Annotated in this window: 17 protein-coding genes; 9 read left to right on the top strand and 8 right to left on the bottom strand. The window is 64.9% G+C overall.

Features of this window, described 5'->3' with window-relative positions:
* Positions 1-203: 203 nt before the first annotated feature.
* The 8 genes from BUS12_RS13640 to BUS12_RS13605 all read left to right on the top strand — a co-directional run bounded on the left by BUS12_RS13640 (position 204) and on the right by BUS12_RS13605 (position 8,209).
* Positions 204-629, top strand: a complete 426-nt coding sequence (locus BUS12_RS13640) for a MarR family winged helix-turn-helix transcriptional regulator (protein ID WP_074296172.1) — start codon at positions 204-206, stop codon at positions 627-629.
* A gap of 100 nt (positions 630-729) precedes the next feature.
* Positions 730-1,146: a MarR family winged helix-turn-helix transcriptional regulator gene (locus tag BUS12_RS13635; protein ID WP_074297484.1), complete on the top strand. Its 417-nt coding sequence runs from the start codon at positions 730-732 to the stop codon at positions 1,144-1,146.
* A gap of 80 nt (positions 1,147-1,226) precedes the next feature.
* Positions 1,227-2,357, top strand: a complete 1,131-nt coding sequence (locus BUS12_RS13630) for an HlyD family secretion protein (protein ID WP_171991636.1) — start codon at positions 1,227-1,229, stop codon at positions 2,355-2,357.
* An 88-nt stretch (positions 2,358-2,445) separates the two neighbouring features.
* Positions 2,446-4,017 (top strand): DHA2 family efflux MFS transporter permease subunit, encoded by a 1,572-nt coding sequence (locus BUS12_RS13625; protein ID WP_074296170.1) that lies wholly within the window; start codon positions 2,446-2,448, stop codon positions 4,015-4,017.
* Positions 4,018-4,038: 21 nt separating this feature from the next.
* Complete coding sequence (locus BUS12_RS13620) at positions 4,039-5,463, top strand: efflux transporter outer membrane subunit (protein WP_074296169.1); 1,425 nt, start codon at positions 4,039-4,041, stop codon at positions 5,461-5,463.
* A gap of 49 nt (positions 5,464-5,512) precedes the next feature.
* A complete protein-coding gene (locus BUS12_RS13615; protein ID WP_074297482.1) occupies positions 5,513-6,697 on the top strand; it encodes a thiolase family protein in 1,185 nt (394 codons plus the stop codon).
* 173 nt (positions 6,698-6,870) lie between these two features.
* Complete coding sequence (panE, locus tag BUS12_RS13610; RefSeq protein ID WP_074296168.1) at positions 6,871-7,806, top strand: 2-dehydropantoate 2-reductase; 936 nt, start codon at positions 6,871-6,873, stop codon at positions 7,804-7,806.
* Positions 7,807-7,909: 103 nt separating this feature from the next.
* Complete coding sequence (locus tag BUS12_RS13605; RefSeq protein WP_074296167.1) at positions 7,910-8,209, top strand: hypothetical protein; 300 nt, start codon at positions 7,910-7,912, stop codon at positions 8,207-8,209.
* A 57-nt stretch (positions 8,210-8,266) separates the two neighbouring features.
* On the opposite strand, the gene BUS12_RS13600 is transcribed toward BUS12_RS13605, so the two are convergent.
* From BUS12_RS13600 to BUS12_RS13570, 7 genes are read right to left on the bottom strand one after another with little or no spacing between them, the layout of a single operon-like run.
* A complete protein-coding gene (locus BUS12_RS13600; RefSeq protein ID WP_074296166.1) occupies positions 8,267-9,313 on the bottom strand; it encodes an ABC transporter substrate-binding protein in 1,047 nt (348 codons plus the stop codon).
* Positions 9,314-9,333: 20 nt separating this feature from the next.
* Positions 9,334-10,467, bottom strand: coding sequence for an NAD(P)/FAD-dependent oxidoreductase (locus tag BUS12_RS13595; RefSeq protein ID WP_074296165.1), 1,134 nt, complete (start codon positions 10,465-10,467; stop codon positions 9,334-9,336).
* Complete coding sequence (locus BUS12_RS13590) at positions 10,460-11,893, bottom strand: FAD/NAD(P)-dependent oxidoreductase (protein ID WP_074296164.1); 1,434 nt, start codon at positions 11,891-11,893, stop codon at positions 10,460-10,462. Before BUS12_RS13590 ends, BUS12_RS13595 begins: the two co-directional genes overlap by 8 nt.
* Positions 11,890-12,309, bottom strand: coding sequence for a (2Fe-2S)-binding protein (locus tag BUS12_RS13585; protein ID WP_083640378.1), 420 nt, complete (start codon positions 12,307-12,309; stop codon positions 11,890-11,892). Before BUS12_RS13585 ends, BUS12_RS13590 begins: the two co-directional genes overlap by 4 nt.
* A 23-nt stretch (positions 12,310-12,332) precedes the next feature.
* Positions 12,333-13,127 (bottom strand): ABC transporter permease, encoded by a 795-nt coding sequence (locus BUS12_RS13580; RefSeq protein ID WP_074296163.1) that lies wholly within the window; start codon positions 13,125-13,127, stop codon positions 12,333-12,335.
* Between the two features lie 26 nt (positions 13,128-13,153).
* Positions 13,154-14,143, bottom strand: a complete 990-nt coding sequence (locus BUS12_RS13575) for an ABC transporter permease (protein WP_083640377.1) — start codon at positions 14,141-14,143, stop codon at positions 13,154-13,156.
* A complete protein-coding gene (locus BUS12_RS13570; protein WP_074296162.1) occupies positions 14,136-15,227 on the bottom strand; it encodes an ABC transporter ATP-binding protein in 1,092 nt (363 codons plus the stop codon). The genes BUS12_RS13575 and BUS12_RS13570 overlap by 8 nt, the downstream gene beginning before the upstream one ends.
* Before the next feature lie 303 nt (positions 15,228-15,530).
* On the opposite strand from BUS12_RS13570, the gene BUS12_RS13565 reads away from it, so the two are divergent.
* A complete protein-coding gene (locus BUS12_RS13565) occupies positions 15,531-16,409 on the top strand; it encodes an IclR family transcriptional regulator (RefSeq protein WP_074296161.1) in 879 nt (292 codons plus the stop codon).
* A 95-nt stretch (positions 16,410-16,504) separates the two neighbouring features.
* Here BUS12_RS13565 and BUS12_RS13560 read toward each other — a convergent pair whose 3' ends face one another.
* A complete protein-coding gene (locus BUS12_RS13560) occupies positions 16,505-17,077 on the bottom strand; it encodes a helix-turn-helix domain-containing protein (protein WP_074296160.1) in 573 nt (190 codons plus the stop codon).
* Between the last annotated feature and the right edge of the window lie 773 nt (positions 17,078-17,850).

Raw genomic sequence — 17,850 nt, 5'->3', positions numbered from 1 at the left:
TGGCCCCTCGCGTCAGCAAAATGGATTGGAATACGGCATGAAGCGGGTGCTCGGGCAGGCCCCAGGGCAAGCGCTCATGCTGGTCTCAAGCCCGATCGGATCGGACGGTAACATATTGTAATAACTTAGATCTGAAGATTACAAAGATTTTACGTTTTCCTTGCCTGTTGACTCTGTGTGTACGCACACATATACTGCCTCGCATGAACGGTCCTCTTACCTACGACGAGTGCAATTGCTTCGCGCTGCGGCAAGCCGCGCGCTACGTGACGCAGATCTACGAGCGTCATCTGGGCGAGGTGGGGCTGACGGCCGCGCAGTTCACGATCATGGCGAAGCTGGCACGGCGCGCGCCTGCCACCATGGTCGAGATGGCCGACGCCATGGTGATGGACCGTACGACGCTGGTGCGCGCGCTCAAACCGTTGCAACGCGACGGCCTGGTGGTGAGCGAAGCGTCGGAGCACGATGGCCGGACTTATCTGTTCAGCTTGTCGGCGAGCGGCAAGACGACGTTTGCCCAGGCGGCCGCCGCGTGGCGGAATGCGCAGGCCGAGTTCGAAGGCAAATTCGGCCATGCCCGGGCCAAAGCTCTACGCGCAGAGCTGTTCGGCATGACGGCCGAGTGAGCGCGCGGACGGATGATGTTGTGAACTGCTGTAAGGTTGGCGGTAATATTTTGCCCTAATAAGTGTGTATGCACTCGGTTTCGGGACACTCATGGACGATATGCAGGCGCTACCCGACGACGACTGTTTTGCGATTCGCCAGGCGGCCCGCTACGTGTCGCAACTGTACGACCGGCATATGGCGCAGGTCGGCCTGACGATCACGCAGTTCTCGATCCTGAGGCGCATCAAGCGGGCGGCGCCCATGACGATGAAGCAACTGGCCGATGAGATGGTGATGGAGCGGACCACGCTGGTGCGTGCGCTGCAGCCGCTGCAGCGCGATGGCCTGTTGCTGAGCCGCAGCACGGAAGTGAAGAGCAGGGAACTGGCGCTCAGCCTGACCGAGGCCGGTGAGACGAAGCTCGCCGCGGCGCGCCTTCGGTGGCATGCGGCGCAGGAAGCGTTCGAGCGGCGCTTCGGCGTCGAACGCGCAGCCTCGTTGCGTAGCGAATTGTTTGCGATGACGAAAGCCTGACTTAGCGGGCTAGCAGGTAAGGGTTGGCGTGCTTTTCACGCCTGTTTTGACCATTATTTAGTGCATACGCACACCCAATCATGTCCACGACTCCTTCTACTCTTGCACCGGCTGGCGCCGCCGGCGTCGCCAAACCGACCCGCCGCATCCCGTGGATGCTGCTCGCGGTGATCGTCGTGCTGGTGGTGCTGGCGTCCGCGCTGTCGTACTGGTTTGTCGTCGGCCGCTTTGTCGAAAGCACTGACGATGCCTACGTCGGCGGGGACGTGACAGTGATGGCGCCGAAGGTGAACGGCTTCGTCACCGACCTGCTGGTGCACGACAACCAGCATGTGCAGGTCGGGCAGGTGCTGATCCGGCTCGACGCGCGCGATTACGACGCACGTCTCGCTCAGGCGCGCGCGGATGTGCAGAGCGCGCAGGCCGCGGTCACCGAGTTGCAGGCGAAGAAGTCGCTGCAGTTGGCGACCATCAACGAGCAAGCCGCCGAGGTGAAGGCTTCGGGTGCGGAGCTGACGCGCAGCGCGCAGGACGAGGCACGCTACCGTGAGCTCGTCAAGGACGAGGCGGTGTCGAACCAGGTCGTCGAGCGGGCCGATGCGGACCTCGTCAAGGCGCACGCCGCAGTGGATCGCAGCGGCGCGGCGCTGCTCGCCGCGCAACGCGAGATCAGCGTGCTCGATGCGCAGATCGGCGCGGCCGAGGCGCGCGTCGCGACGGCGCAGGCGGCGCAGCGTGTCGCCGAGTTGAACGTTGAATACACAACGATCCGCTCGCCGGTGGATGGCTACATCGGCAATCGCACCGCCCAGCTGGGGCTGCTCGCCAGCACAGGTGTGTCGCTGCTGACGGTGGTGCCGTCGTCCGGGCTGTGGGTCGATGCGAACTTCAAGGAGGACCAGTTGAAGAAGATGCGCGTCGGCGATCCGGTCGACGTCGCGCTCGACGCCTCCAGCCAGTCGCTGCACGGCGTGGTGGAGAGCCTCGCTCCCGCAACCGGCGCGACCTTCAGCGTATTGCCCGCGGAGAACGCGACCGGCAACTTCACGAAGATCGTGCAGCGCGTGCCGGTGCGCATTCGCCTCGAGGTGCCGCAGGAGATGCAGGGCGTGCTGCGGCCAGGCTTGTCGGCGACCGTCAAGGTTCATCTCGACGGCGGCAGCGGCAGTAGCAGCAGTAGCGCTACCGGCAACGAGCCGGCGCGTTCGTAACGGCCGCACCGCGCCATAACGCGTCGTACCGCGCCAAGCCGCCGAGCCCCCCGCGCTTGCCTTCGCCTTCGCCAAGTCCAGACCGACCATGACCCACCCACCGCTCAATCCCGCCGATCAGCCGACCCGCACCAAGGCCTTCGCGTTCGCGCTGATGTGCCTCGGCTTTTTCATGGCGACGCTGGATATCCAGATCGTCGCGTCTTCCTTGAGGGATATCGGCGGTGGTTTGTCCGCCAGTCAGGATGAACTGTCGTGGGTGCAGACCTCGTACCTGATCGCGGAAATTCTGGTGATTCCGATGTCCGGCTGGCTCACGCGCGTGTTCTCGACGCGCTGGTTGTTCGCGTTCTCCGCCCTCGGCTTCACGATCACGAGCATGCTGTGCGGTCTCGCGTGGGACATCAACTCGATGATCCTGTTCCGCGGTCTGCAGGGCGCCCTCGGCGCGGCGATGATTCCCACGGTGTTCACGACCGCGTTCGTGCTGTTTCCCGGCAAACAGCGGCTGATCGCCTCGACCACCATCGGCGCGCTCGCTTCGCTCGCGCCGACCATCGGCCCGGTGATCGGCGGCTGGATCACCTCGCAATGGTCCTGGCACTGGCTGTTCTACCTGAACCTCGTGCCGGGCGTGTTCGTCACGCTGATGGTGCCGAAGTTCGTGCACATCGACGAGGTCGATCTGTCGCTGCTCAAAAAGGGCGATTACCTGGGCATCCTGCTGATGTCGGGCTTTCTCGGCTGCCTCGAATACGTGCTCGAGGAAGGGCCGCGCAAGAACTGGTTCGGCGACGATGTGATCGTTTTGTGCACGTGGATCTCGGCGATTTGCGGCTTTCTGTTCATCGTGCACGCGTTCACGGCCAGGGAGCCCATCGTCGATCTGCGCGCGCTGGCGGTCCGCAACTTCGGCATCGGCAGCCTGCTGTCGTTCATCACCGGGGTAGGGCTGTTCTGCTCGGTGTTTCTGACGCCAGTGTTTCTCGCCCGTGTGCGCGGTTTCGATTCGTTGCAGATCGGCTTGGCGCTGCTCTCGGTGGGATGCTTTCAACTGCTGGCGCTGGCGGCTTATTCGACGCTGGCGCGCGTGATCGACATGCGCTGGCTGATGGTGTTCGGTCTCGTGTGCTTCGGTTTGGGCTGCTATCTCTATGTGCCCCTGACCAGTCAGTGGGGCTGGCAGGAGTTGCTGCTGCCGCAGGCCTTGCGCGGCATCGGCCAGCAATTCTGCGTGCCGCCCATCGTGACCATGGCGCTCGGCTCGCTGCCGCCGTCGCGGCTGCGCTCGGCGAGCGGCCTGTTCAATCTGATGCGCAACCTGGGCGGCGCGATCGGTATTGCGGTAAGCAGCACCATGCTCAACGACCGCCTGAATCTGCACTACGAGCGCCTCGACGAACACCTTACCGCCGGGCGGCCGGTGGTCGAAGGCTTGCTGCAGCAGCAGTCCAGCCGTCTTGCGCAGATAAGCGGCAATACGCTCAACGCGACCCATGCGGGCCTCGACCTGCTGCATTCGCTGCTGATGCGCGAAGCGCTGGTGCTGACCTTCTCCGACGCCTTTCTCGCGGTGGCGCTGTGCTTTGTGGTGGGTTTGCTGAGCGTGGCGTTTTCGCGGCCGTTCGGTTTGAGCACACCGCCTCCCGACGCTCATTGATGAATTCATAAGGATAACGATATGAAATCGATCGTCGCCAAAACTGGTGTGAGTGCGTTTCTGTTGCTCGGGCTGGGGGCCTGTGCCGTTCAGCCGGAAACGCATGCGGACCTGCCGCACGTCGTGCAGGCCGTCGCGCCCGCGGCGTGGAGCGTCGACGCGCCGCAGGACACCGTGGATGCGAACGCCTGGTGGGCGCGTTTCGGCGACCCGGTGCTGCATCAACTGGTTGAGTCCGTGTTGAACGGCAATCTGGATGTGCAGGCCGCAGTCGAGCGCGTCAAGCAGGCGCAAGCGATTACCACGCAGCAGCGTTCGGTGTTGCTGCCTGAACTCGACGCCACGGCGACGGCGACCGATGAGCGACTCAACGCGCCGCCGCCGCTCGGCTATGTTCGCCAGGCGGGCGTCGGCGTGGCGGCGAGCTGGACGCCCGACGTGTTCGGCGGCGAACGGCTGGCGGTGCTGGCCGCGCAGGCCCAGGTCGCGGGTCGCGAAGCCGCGTTGAACGAATTGCGGCTCGCCTTGGCGGCCAACACGGCCTCTGCCTATATCGACCTGCGCTGGGCGCAGTCGGAACTGCAGATCCTGAACGACAACGAGCAGATCCGCAGTCGCGCGCTCAAGCTTACGCAGGAGCGGCTGCACTACGGCCTGTCGACGCAGCTCGACGTCGCCCGTGCGCAGAATCAGTTGCAGGATCTGCAGGCGCAGATTCCGCAGGTGAATTCGCGGATCCAGCATCAGCTCAGCCTGATCGCCGTGTATTCGGGGCGTACGCCGGAGAGCGTCGGCAACCTGCTGCTCACCGAGGCGCGCGACATTCCGGCGCCGGCGCAAAGCGTCCCGCAGATCCTGCCGTCCGAAGCGCTGCTGCGCCGGCCCGACGTGCGCACTGCCTACGCAAGCGTCGAACAGCGCGCGGCCGAGGTGGGGGTGTCGAAGGCGCAGCGCTATCCGCAGTTCAAGCTGAATCTCGCGGACGGCCTGCTGGCTTCGTCGTATCTCGGCTTGCCCACCTTGACCGACAACCTGTTCAGCGCCGCCTTGAACGCGACGAGCCCGATCTTCAACGCCGGCCGGATCAGCGCCGGCATCGACGAGAGCGAAAGCAAGATGCGCGAATCGCAACTCGGCCTGCAGCAGACCCTGCTGCAGGCGCTAAAGGAAGTCGAAGACACCCGCAGCGATCTGGTCAACGATGCCGTGCAGGTGGACCGTCTCGGCGGCGCGCTGGACGCGTCGAATCACGCGCTGCGGTTGTCCACCGAGTTGTACAAGGACGGCGCGTCGAGCTTCCTGGACGTACTGGCGGCACAAGAGGCGTATCTGCGCGATTCCGAAGCATTGAACCAGGCAAAGCGCGAGCACGCGCTGGCGGCGGTGGCGTTGTACCGCTCGCTGGGCGGGGGATGGGATGCACAACCTGCGTTGGCCGCGAACTGACGCGGCAGTGGCGGCGCAGGCAAGCGTTACTTGAATAGGAGAGACGATGATGAGCAAGCGAGACGTAGTGATCTGCAATCCTGTGAGAACGCCGATTGGCGCTTACAACGGCACGCTGAAAGACGTGCCGGCCACCGCCCTCGGCGCGCTTGCCGTGCGCGAGACGTTGAGCCGCAGCGGTCTTGCCGCAGGCGAGTTGGCCTCGGTGGTGATGGGCAATGTGATCCAGGCCGGCAACAAGATGAACCCGGCGCGTCAGGCCGCAATCGGCGGCGGTGTGCCGGTCGCGGTGCCCGCGCTGACCGTGAACCGCGTCTGTGGCTCGGGCGCTCAGGCCATTGCGTCGGCGGCCCAGGAAATCTGGCTGGGCCTCGGCGACGCGGCGGTGGCGGGCGGCATGGAGAACATGGACCGCGCGCCGTATCTGCTCGACGGCGGCCGCTGGGGCTACCGCATGGGCAATGCGCAGGTGCACGACAGCATGCTGCGCGACGGCCTCGTCGACGCGTTTTCCGGCGAGCATTCCGGCTGGCACACCGAAGACCTCGTGACGCAGATGGACATCACCCGCGATGCGCAGGACCGTTGGGCCGCGCGTTCGCAGCAGCGTTTCGTGGCGGCTCAGGAGAGCGGCCGGTTCGACGCCGAACTGGTGAGCGTCACCATCGAAGGACGCAAAGGCCCGCAGCACTTCGCACGCGACGAGCAACCGCGCGCCGATACCACCGTCGAAACGCTGGCGCGGCTGCGCCCTGCGTTTCGCCCCGACGGCACGATTACCGCCGGCAACGCGCCGGGTCTGAATAGCGGCGCGGCCGCCATGGTGGTCGCGGAGCGTGGCTTTGCCGAGGCACACGGCATCGAACCGTTCGCGCGGCTCGTCGCCTACGGTGTCGCGGCGGTCGAGCCCGGCATGTTCGGCCTCGGACCGGTGCCCGCCGTGCAGATGGCGCTCGCTCGCGCGGGCTGGCAGTTGAAGGATGTCGAGCGCGTCGAGATCAACGAGGCCTTTGCCGCCGTGCCGATTGCCGTGTTGCGCCAGCTCGGGCTGGCGGAACAACTCGTCAACGTCGAAGGCGGCGCGATCGCCCACGGCCACCCGATCGGCGCGACCGGCGCAGTGCTGACCACACGCCTGATCCACTCGATGCGGCGCGATGGACTCAAGCGCGGCATCGTCACGCTGTGCATCGGCGGTGGGCAAGGCATCGCACTGGCGCTCGAAATTCTTTGACGAGACTTTGACGCGCACGCAGGAGCGCCGTCGGGCAAGCCCGTGCAGACCGGGATTTTTTGCTACATTGACGCAGATGCCCGGTTCGCGTCCTGCGTCCTTCCGGTTCTTTCCGGCTGGAGGCGGCACGGCGCCCGTGAGCGGAACAACAACTCCTCCCGAGAGACAATGTGATGCGAATTCTGGTTGTAGGTGCAGGTGCGGTGGGCGGTTACTTCGGTGGGCGTTTGGCCCAGGTCGGGCGTGACGTGACGTTTCTGGTGCGGGCGGGCCGGGCCGAAGAGTTGCGTCGCGCGGGGCTGGTCATCAAGAGTCCGCGTGGCGACTTCACGCTGCGCGACCCCAAGACCGTGCAGGCGGGCGACTCCGTCGAGCCGTTCGATCTGGTTATCCTGAGTTGCAAGGCCTACAACCTCGACGACGCGATTGCGTCGTTCGAGCCGCTCGTTGGTCCGTCCACGCTGATCCTGCCGCTGCTCAACGGCATGCGTCATATCGATGTCCTGAAAGAAAAGTTCGGTGCGCCGCGCGTGCTGGGCGGCCAATGCGTGATCGCGGCGACGCTCAATCGCGAGCGCGAGATCGTCCATCTGAACGAAATGCATGCGGTCTCCTTCGGCGAGCTGGAAGGCGGCCTGTCGGCCCGGGTGCGGGAGATCGGCGAACAGATGTCGGGCGCGGGCTTCGACGTCCTGCCGAGCGACCATATCCTGCTGAGCATGTGGGAAAAGTGGGTGTTCCTCGCGACGCTGGCCGCCAGCACCTGCCTGTTCCGCGGCGCGGTGGCCGATATTCTCAGCGCACCGGATGGCCGTCGCGCGATCGAAGGCGTGCTGGGCGAATGCCGCGCAATCGCGCAGCACAACGGCTTTACGATGGGGCCGCATTTCGACGCCCGCGCCAATCAGACGCTCTTCACGCCTTCGCCGCTGACGGCGTCGATGTTGCGCGACGTCGAGAACCATTCCCGCACCGAGGCCGACCATATTCTCGGCGACCTGATCCAGCGCGGCGGTTCGGCACAGCAGCGCGACGCGGGGTTGTCGCTGCTGCGCATCGCCTATAACCACCTGAAGGCCTATGAGGCACGCGAGGCGCGTACCGCATAGACCGTTGGCCGCGTCTCACGGCGCCTTGCTCGGGGCGGCGCACGCCACGCGGTAGAATCGCTCAAGCCGCGCTGCGGCGGCAGGTGGGCGACAGGAGGACATCATGCCGAGTCCAACAGGGTCGGTGGTGGCGCTGAGTTCGGCGTCGGCGACGGCGTTTTCGTTCGGTATCGTGTATCTCGGCTACTGGGGCGTCCATGAGCCCGCGCCGTGGCGATTCACCGACGTGCTGGTGGTGCTGTTCGCACTGGGCGGCTTCGCCTGCCTCGGCCTCGTGCCGTGGACGGCAACCCGCCCGGTCGAAACCGAAACCAGCGACGCCGGGATCCGCGTCGCCCGGCGTCTGTTTCTCGGCGGCGTGAGCGCGATCTGGCTCGCGGTCGCGCTCTCCGTCGTGAAGTGAACTGAGGTGAACTGAAGCCTATCGGGGCACGCCTCGGCGAACCGAGGCGCGTCGGGCTTACTGCTCGATCTGCCGGTTCCAGCGCGTATCCCACTGCGCGCGGTGCGCATTGATCGCATCCCAATCCACTACGGTCACCTTGTGCAGCAGATCGTCGATATTGCCGAGGCTCTGCTGCATCGCCGCAGGCATCTTCGCGAGACGGTTGGTGGGGATCTGCTTGCCGGCATCGGCCGCTTTGGTTTGCGCCGGGGCGGACAGCAGGAATTGCGCGAGCTTCTGGGCGAGCGCCGGGTCGGAGTTGTTGTTCACCACGCACAGGTCGACCAGCAGCAGCACTGGACCTTCCTTCGGATTCACATACGCCACCGGAAGGCCTTTGTCCTGCAGATCGCTGACGCCGGTCGGCGTCAGCGGGAACAGACCCGCTTCGCCCGTCTGCACCATTTCCGAAATCTTCGCCGAGTTCGGCACGTACTCGGCGACATTCGGCCCCACCGTTGTGGACCATTTCGTGAAGGCCGGCTCGACGTTCTGCTCGCTACCGCCCATCAGACGATTGATCGCCAGAAAACCGTGCAGGCCGAACGTGCTGCTCGACTCCGACTGGAACACCACTTTGCCCTTGTACTTCGGATCGGCGAAGTCCATCCACGAGGTGGGCGGCGCCCAGCCTTTTTCGGCAAACAGCTTCTTGTTGTACGCAATGCCGGTCATGCCGAGCTGCACGCCCGCGCCCATATCGTCCTTCATGCGCGCAAACGGGTAGAGTTCCTTGAGGACGGGCGCGTCATCGAGCTTCTGGCAGACGCCCATGCTGACCGCGCGCGCCATCACACCGTCGTCGAGAAACACCACGTGGATCCCCGGATTCGCCTTGTTGGCGAGCAGCTTGGCGAGAATGTCCGACGACGTGCCCGGCACCACCACCACTTTCACGTTGTTGGCTTTTTCGAAGTCGGGCAGCACCTGGCTCGTATAGGCCTTTTCCATCGGGCCGCCGTTCATGCCGATATAGATCGTCTTGGTCTGCGACCACGCCGGCGCGGCCGCACCGAATGCGCACAAGGCGGCGAGCGCGGCCATCGTTCTGAACAATTTCATGGTGGATCTCCTGGGTTTGACTAGAGAGCGTGCAAGCTAGGGGTAGGGACGGACGTAAAGCGTTCGATCGAAAACGCCTCGAGCGGTGTGGCGGTCGAACCGTGGACGACCAGGTCGGCCAGCACTTCGCCGACACCGGGCGCGAGCAGAAAGCCGCCGCCCGAAAAACCGAAGGCGTGCAGCAGGCGCGGCACGGTGCGGCTCGCGCCGATGATCGGATTGCTGTCCGGCGTTTCGCCTTCGACGCCGCTCCACGTGCGGATCAGCAGGGCGTCGCGCAGCGCGGGCAACAGGGCGCAGGCGTCGCGCATCACGGCGCGGGTGGTTTCGGTGGAGGGCTGGCCGTATTCGCCGTCGCCATGACCGCGACCGCCGCCGACCACGCAATTGCCGCGTGCGACCTGGCGCGCGTAGATGCCGCCGCCATACACGCCGAGGTTGTGCGTGATAAAGAGCGGCAAGGGCTCGGTGACCCACATGTTCGGATAGATCGGCTTCAGGGGCACGGTCTCGCCGAATGACGCGGCGACCTTATTGGCCCATGCGCCGGCCGAGTTGATCAACCAGTCGGCGGTGAAGCGCAGGTCGCCCGCGCTCAGGTGAAAGCGCGTCCCGTCGTGGCGGATGTCGGTCAGTTCGGTCTGCTCACGAACCTCGGCGCCGGCCGCCCGCGCGGCGCGCGCAAAGGCCGGCGAGACGAGGCGCGGGTTCGCGTGACCGTCGCTGGCGCACAGCGAGCCGCCGATCGCCGCCGCGCCGAGCCACGGATAACGGCGGCGGAACGTCTCGCCGCTGATCAGTTGCGGATCGAGGCCGTGTTGACGCGCCATCTGCGCCCAGCTTTCGAGCGCGGCCAGATCGGCCTCGCTGCGGGCGAGCCGCAAATGGCCGGAGACCACGAACTCGCCGTCGATACCGATCAGCTCGGGCAAGCGATCCCACACGCGCCGCGCACGCATGGCGAGCGGCATCTGTTCGACCGGCCGTCCCTGGCAGCGCACGCCGCCGTAGTTGACGCCGCTCGCCTGCGCGCCGCAGAAGCGCCGCTCGAACAGACCTACGCGCAAGCCGCTTTTCGCCAGCGCGAGCGCGCTCGACGCACCCACCAGGCCGCCGCCCGCAATCGCGACGTCGTAGTGCACGGGTTTATTCATCGCGGGCGTCCTCGGGAATCTCGGTGACGCCCTCGGTATAGAGCGCGGGCGACATGGGAATCGGTTTGACCGGCGGCTGGCTGCGCAGCCGGCCCACCGCCTCGAGCGGCTTGCCGGTTTCCGTGCTGAGCAGCGCGAGCGCCGCTTCGCCGCACATGCGGCCCTGGCAACGGCCCATGCCGACGCGCGTCAGTGCTTTCAGACGGTTGATCTCACCGGCTGCGCCACTGCGGATGCATTGACGCAGCGTGCCGGCGTCGACCTCTTCGCAGCGGCACACGGTCATTGTGTCGGGCCATTGCGAGGCCGCGCGCGCGGGTGGCGCGAAAGCGGCTTCGAGGCCCGCACGGAACACGGCGATGCGTTGCAGGCGACGATCGAGCGTGGCCGCGTCGGGCATGCCTTGACCACGCGGATGGGCGACGCCGAGATCGTCGAGCAAGGCGAGGGCGGTGCGGCGTCCGGCCAGTTCGGCGGCATCGGCGCCGGCGATGCCCGCGCCGTCGCCGGCCAGGTAAATGCCCGGCACCGAACTGCGCCCGCCGGCGTCGAGTTCGGGCAGCCAGCAGCGGTTTTGCGCATCGAAGCGGAAACGGCAGCCGGCCAGATCGGCGAGCTGGGTTTCCGGACGCAGACCGAAGCCGAGGCCCACGGCATCGCAGTCGAGCGTCTCGTTCGGCGCGCCGCTGCGCGCACCTTGCCAGGTAATGCCGCTGACGTGGCGCCCGCCCTTGATGCCGACGAGCGTCACGTTGCGCTCGATTCGCACGCCACGTGTCTTCAGCCACCCGACGTAGTAGAGTCCTTTCGCAAAGGTGGCCGGCTGGAGCGCGAGTTTCGGCGCCGCGGCCATCTGTTGCGAGAGCGCGCTGGTGTCGAGGACGGCGGCGACATGTGCCCCGGCTTTGACGTATTGGTAAGCAACGAGGTAGAGCAGCGGTCCGGTGCCGGCCAGCACGACGCGCCGGCCGATCGCGCAGCCTTGCGACTTCAGCGCGACCTGCGCGCCGCCTAACGTGTAGACGCCCGGCAGCGTCCAGCCGGGCACCGGCAGAATGCGATCGGTCGCGCCGCTGGCGATGATCAGATGCGAGAACGGCACGCCGGTTTCGCGTCCTGCGTGCAGCGTATCGAGTCGGCCGGGCGCGCAGGCCCAGGCTAGCGTGTCGGGACGGTAGTCGAGATGCGGCAGCAGGGCGGCCATGGTCGCATGCAGCGCATCGGCCTTGCGGGCTTCGAAACCGTAGAGAGTCTGCTTCGAGCGCTCGAAGCCGGCATCGGCGGGCGGCTGCCGATAGATCTGGCCGCCCCAGCGGGCGTTCTCGTCGAGCACGACGGGTTTGATTCCCGCCGCGACGAGCGTTTCGGCGGCGCGCACGCCGGCCGGTCCAGCGCCGACAATCACGACGCGGCGTTGGTCGTTCATGGCGCGACTCCGTCGGATGCGGGGGATGCCGAAGCCATCGGGTCCATTGAGGCGTTGGCGGCTACGACTACGACAGCATTACGCGTGACGATGCGCATGCCGGCGGCGAGCAAGGTCGAACAGGCGCGCAGGCGCGTGCCGTCTTCGCTGCGTACCCAGCAGTCCTGGCAGGCGCCGATCAGGCAAAACCCGGCGCGCGGCTCGCCGCTGAATTCGCTGTGGCGCACGCTGCGTTGCTGCATCAGGATCGCGGTCAGTACGGTGTCGCCTGCGAGCGCCGTGGCGTCCCTGCCATCCAGAACGAAAGCGAGCGGCTCACGATGCAACTCAGCAACCCTAACGAATTGCGGACCGGGTTCGGCAAGCGCAGCGGGGCTGACGGACGCAGCATCAGGCGCATGCGGAGGGCGTGTCATACGGGGCAGGTCAGGGGAAGTCATCAGTGCTGGCCGATCAGAATGCGGTTGAGTCCATACACGCGGTCGAGCAGCAGCATCGCGCCGGCCGTGATGAAGATCACCAGCGCGGAGACGGAGGCCATCATCGGATCGATCGATTCGGTGGCGTACATGTACATGCGCACCGGCAGCGTGACGGTTTGCGGCGAGGTGACGAAGATCGACATGGTCAGCTCGTCGAAGCTGTTGATGAAGGCGAGCAGCCAGCCGCCCGTGATGCCGGGCAGGATCATCGGAAAGGTGATGCGGCGGAAGGTGGTCCACGCATCGGCGCCGAGCGAGGCGGCCGCATGTTCGACGCTGCGGTCGAGGCCGCTCACCGAGGCGAGCACCAGCCGCATCACGAACGGCGTGATGATGATCATGTGCGCGAGGACCAGCCACGCGAACGAACCCGTGGCGCCGATCAGCGCAAAGAAGCGCAGCAAGGCAATGCCCAGCACGAGGCCGGGAATCACCAGCGGCGAGAGCAGCAGTCCGTTCAAAAACCCACGCCCCGGAAACCGTGCCCTGCCGATGGCGAGCGCCGCCGGCAGCGCAACGATCAGCGACAGCGTCGCCGAGGCGAAGGCGAGTTTCAGGCTGTTGAAGAAGGCCGAGATGAAGTCGGGATAGTCGAGGATCGCGCGAAACCAGCGCAACGAAAAGCCATGCGTGGGCAGCGTCAGGGTCTCGTCCGGCGTGAAGGCGACCAGCACCACGATCGCCAGCGGCGCGAGCACGAACAGGATCACGAGCGCATGAAAGATCAGCGCGAGAGGGCCGTTTTTTCTCATCTTGGGGTTCTCGTGTTCGCGTCGGGTTAGCCGATGCTCCGGGCGTACTTGCGTTCCAGCAGCCGGTAGTAGGTGAGCATCACGATCAGGTTCGCGAGCAGCAACAGCAGGGCGATGGTGGCGCCGAGCGGCCAGTTCAGCGAACTGAGGAATTCGTCGTAGACGGCAGTGGCGGCGACTTTCAGGCGCCGTCCGCCGAGCAGGCCGGGAATCGCAAAGGCGCTCGCCGACAGGCCGAACACCATCAGGCTGCCGGAAAGGATGCCCGGCGTCAGTTGCGGCAATACGATGCGGCGCAGCGTGGTGGCGGGCGAAGCCATCAACGAGAGGGCGGCGTTTTCGGTTTGCGGATCGAGCTTTTGCAGGGCAGTCCACACGGGAATCACCATGAACGGCAGCATCACGTGGACCAGTGCAATGACGATCGCGAAGGTCGTGTATTCGAGCTTGTAGGGGCCGAGACCCACCAGCGCGAAGGCCTGGTTCACGAGGCCATTCGGGTTGAGCAGCATGCTCCAGCCGAACGCGCGCACCACCACCGAGACCAGCAAGGGTGCGAGGATCACCAGCAGAAAGAGCGAGCGCCACGGATCGCGCATGCGCGAGAGCACGTAGGCTTCGGGCGTGCCGATCACGACGCACAGCAAGGTGGTCAGGAAGGCAATGCCGAAGGTGCGCAAAAAGATCGTATGGAAGTAGCTGGACTTCAGCACCTCCGCGTAATTGCCGAACTGGAAGGCGGCGATCGGACCGCTCGCGGGATCGAAGCGGTAGAAGCTCAGTACCAGCGTCATCGCAAGCGGAATCAGCACCAGCGCCGCGAATAGCAGGAAGGCCGGCGCGCACATCAGCCACAGAGGCAGGAACGCCTGCCACGGCGCGCGCCGCGTGCTGCGGGTGCTGTCGTCGCGGGGGCCGCTGCCGCCGTTGTCGCTCTCGTGGGTGTGGCCGTCTTCGCCTTGTTCTTTGCCCGGTTTTTTGCCGGCTTCCTTGCCGAGGGGCAGCGTGCTAGCCATGACGTGCCTCCCGTTGCACGAAACGGATCGCGTCGCTGTTCCAGTCGACGCCAACCGCCGCGCCTTCCGCCAGCGGCTCCGTGCCTTCGTTCTGACAGCACACCATGACCTCGCCGAGCTTCGAATCGACCCGGTAGAGCCACTGGCTGCCGAGGAAGAAGCGGCTTGCGACGGTAGCGGCCAGACGTCCAGCGCCCGGTGCGCAGAGCCGCAGTTTTTCGGGGCGAATGCATAGCGTGACGGCGTCGCCGATCTTCACCACGCGTTCCTTCTGCGGCAGTTGCGCGGTGTGGCCGGTTTCGGCGACGTCATGGCCGAGGTCGATGCGGATGGCGTCGCCGTCGCGCGCGACGATCGTGCCCGGCAGCATGTTGGCCTTGCCGATGAACTGCGAAACGAAGTGGTTTTCGGGGCGTTCGTACGCGCGGTAGGGCGTATCGATCTGCGTGATGCGGCCGGCTTCCATCACCACTACGCGGTCGCTGATGGAGAGCGCTTCCGACTGGTCGTGCGTGACCATGATGGTGGTGGTGCCGATCTTGCGCTGGATCGAGCGCAGTTCGAATTGCATGTCTTCGCGCAGCTTGGCGTCGAGATTCGACATCGGTTCGTCGAGCAGCAGCACCGGCGGCGCGATGACGATGGCGCGCGCAATCGCTACGCGTTGCCGCTGGCCGCCGGAGAGTTCGCGCGGAAAGCGATGCGCGAGCGTATCGAGCCGCACCAGTGCGAGCGCTTCGCGCACCCGCTCGTTGCGTTCGGCCTTGTCGATGCCGCGCATCTCGAGGCCGAAGCCGACGTTCTGCGCCACGCTCATGTGCGGAAACAGCGCATAGCTCTGGAACACGATGCCGAGGCCGCGCTGGTTCGGCTTGGTGTGGGTGATGTCGCGGCCGTCGAGCGTGATGCGCCCGCGCGTGGTCTCGACGAAGCCCGCGATCATCTGCAGCGTGGTGGTCTTGCCGCAACCGGACGGACCGAGCAGCGAAACGAACTCGCCTTTTTCGACGGAGAGGTTCACATCGGCGACGGCCTGCAGATCGCCGAACGATTTCGCTACGTCCGTGAGCGTGAGGAACGACATGGTCTGGCCTTTCGGTGCATGGACACCGGCTGAATCGACAAAACGTCTGATGGGGCCGACTCTAGCTAGCCAAATTGCATGGCGTCAAATGCAAATTCCGCTTGGCGGTATAAGAATATAAAAAATTCCGTTGAGTGAAATCAGTAGAGGGAGACGGGGCTGTTTTGTTCCACTGCGTGATGTGCGAGAAATCCCTAATCGATCGGGATAAGACTGGTACAGCGAAGCGTGCTGCAGCTATTCCATTGATGAATAAAACACACTATAGTGTTCCGATCAGTGGAATAAGTTTGAGGGAAAATCATGAATGCTGCTGCAAAACGGGGAACTGCCGCTGCCGATCCGGCCGCGTCCCCCGAGGCGCCCGGCACGGGCATGCTGCAGCGCTCGTTTGCCGTGATTCGCGCGCTGGCCGAAGCGCAACCGGACGGCGGACGCGTCACGCGGCTCGCCAAGGCGGTGGGGCTGACCCAGGGCACGGTGCACCGGATCCTGCACGCCCTGATCGCCGAGGGCATGGTCGAGCAGGACGAAAGCTCGAAGCTGTATCGGTTGAGCGTCGAGTTTTTTGCGCTCGCGGCGCAAGCAGGCAACCCGAGCGGCATGCGTACGCTGTGCCGCCCGGCATTGCTGCGCCTGTGTGCGAGCCTTGGCGACACGATCTTCCTGCTGGTCAAAAGCAGCTTCGACGCGGTCTGCCTCGACATCTGCGAAGGCCCGTTCCCGATTCGCTCGTTCACCGGCGACATTGGCGGACGGGTGGCGCTGGGCGTCGGCCAGGGGAGTCTCGCGATTCTGGCGTTCCTGCCGGAAGCCGAGCGCGAGGAGATCATCCGCTTTAACGTGCCGCGAATTCGCGGCTACGGCGTGCTGGACGAGGTGTATCTGCGCACCGAGATCGAGCGGGTGCGGCAACTGGGCTACGCGGGGCGCAATAGCGGCGTACTCGACGGCATGGCGGGGGTGGCGGTGCCGATTCTGGACCGCACTGGCGTGGCGGTGGCGGCGCTCAGCGTGGGCACGCTGGCCGCGCGCCTCGGCGACGACCGCTTGCCGATGGTGGTGGAACTGCTGCGCCGCCAGGCCTTGGCGCTCGGGCCGCAAACCAACCCATTCGATGTCGCATTGCGCCGGCCCATGCACGGTCTCTCGCGCGCCCTGACGACGGAGCGGATTACCTGAGCGGCGAGGTCACCGCGAATCCATAGCAATCCTGATGAATGTGCAAAGGCTGTCTCCAGCCGAAAACGCACTCCATAAGAATCATGCCGTGCCGTTTAGAACAGGCGCGGCGTCCCGACCCAGACCACGAGCGACTCGCCGCGCGCCGTATTGGCCCAGCTATGCGGCACGGTCGATTCGTAATGCGCGCTGTCCCCCGCCTGCAGCGAAAAGGTTTTGCCTTCCAGGGTCAGCGAGACCTTGCCGCTGATCACATACAAAAACTCTTCGCCGGCATGGGTGTTCACTTCGGAGCGCTTCTGCCCCGGGGGCATCTTGACGAGAATCGCTTCCAGTTGACGTCCCCCAGTCAGATTCGTCAGACGTGCGAACAGGTTCGCGGAATCCGCGAAGCCGAAAAATTTCAACTGGTCGCCACGGCTTACCGAACGTTCTTCGCTCGGGGTATCGACGAAATACTGCACGGTCACGCCGAGCGCGCTGGCAATGCCCGCGAGCGACGTGAGAGACGGTGTCGCAAGGCCCCGTTCTACTTGCGACAGGAAAGGCTTCGAAATGCGCGCCGCCGTAGCTGTGTCATCGAGCGTGCGCTTCAGACGTTGCCGGAGCGCGCGTATCTTGCTACCCAGCTCAAGGGCCGGATTTTTGTTTTCAGTTTTCGTAACCATAGCAGGATGAATCAGCCCGTCAAAATATGTTTGATTTAAGTAAACAAAGTTTGATAGCCTCGAAGGCCATCGGAAAAGCGTGAGTATGCCTGTGGGGCATTTTTTTTCGAAACCAGCCCGCTATGTTGCCAGAAGCCCAACCCCGTTTGCAGGTTGCTCGACGGGCCGCTGAGGTTCGAACGTGAAATAGACGTTAAAAATCGCGCTATTTTGAATTCGAACCATTACCGCATCGGGTGCTTAAATAAATTGATGCATTTCGGGTTCATGGATGATATCGCGCGGCAAGCCGCAGAAAAATTTGCAATTGCCCTGGGTAGCGTGGCGCGCATCAGTGAATTCCCTGAGTGACGGCATGGCCCACGCTCCGGACAATCGCGTGCGCTTACGAGCCGATCCACACTTTCGGCCCGCATGCTGTTTCCTATCCCGTGCGCAGCGATCCTGTGCGCGGAACGACAAGCAGCGCGGTTTACCCCAACTGCGCTGCTAACTTGAGATGACTGCCATCGTTGATGCCTACCGCCGCGTTTCTCTCGCAGCCCGCTCGCACGGGCCGCTGCCTGCCGCCCTCCGGCTGCTTCGCCCACCTCATGCTTTATCATTGGAGCCGTTTCGCTTGCTAGCGTCCGGCGTCGATATGGCGCGATTTATGTCGAACTCATTCCTTTTCCCACTGCCTGGTCGCTCCGCTGTGTTGCGCGGATGAGCATGCGCATGCCGGCACTTTTGTGCGTCACGGCGGCCTGATATTTCCAGACCCAGTTTTCAGC

Origin of the sequence: Paraburkholderia phenazinium (genome assembly GCF_900142845.1) — a bacterium.
Lineage (GTDB): Bacteria > Pseudomonadota > Gammaproteobacteria > Burkholderiales > Burkholderiaceae > Paraburkholderia > Paraburkholderia phenazinium_A.
This window is presented reverse-complemented; position numbering and strand designations above follow the sequence as displayed.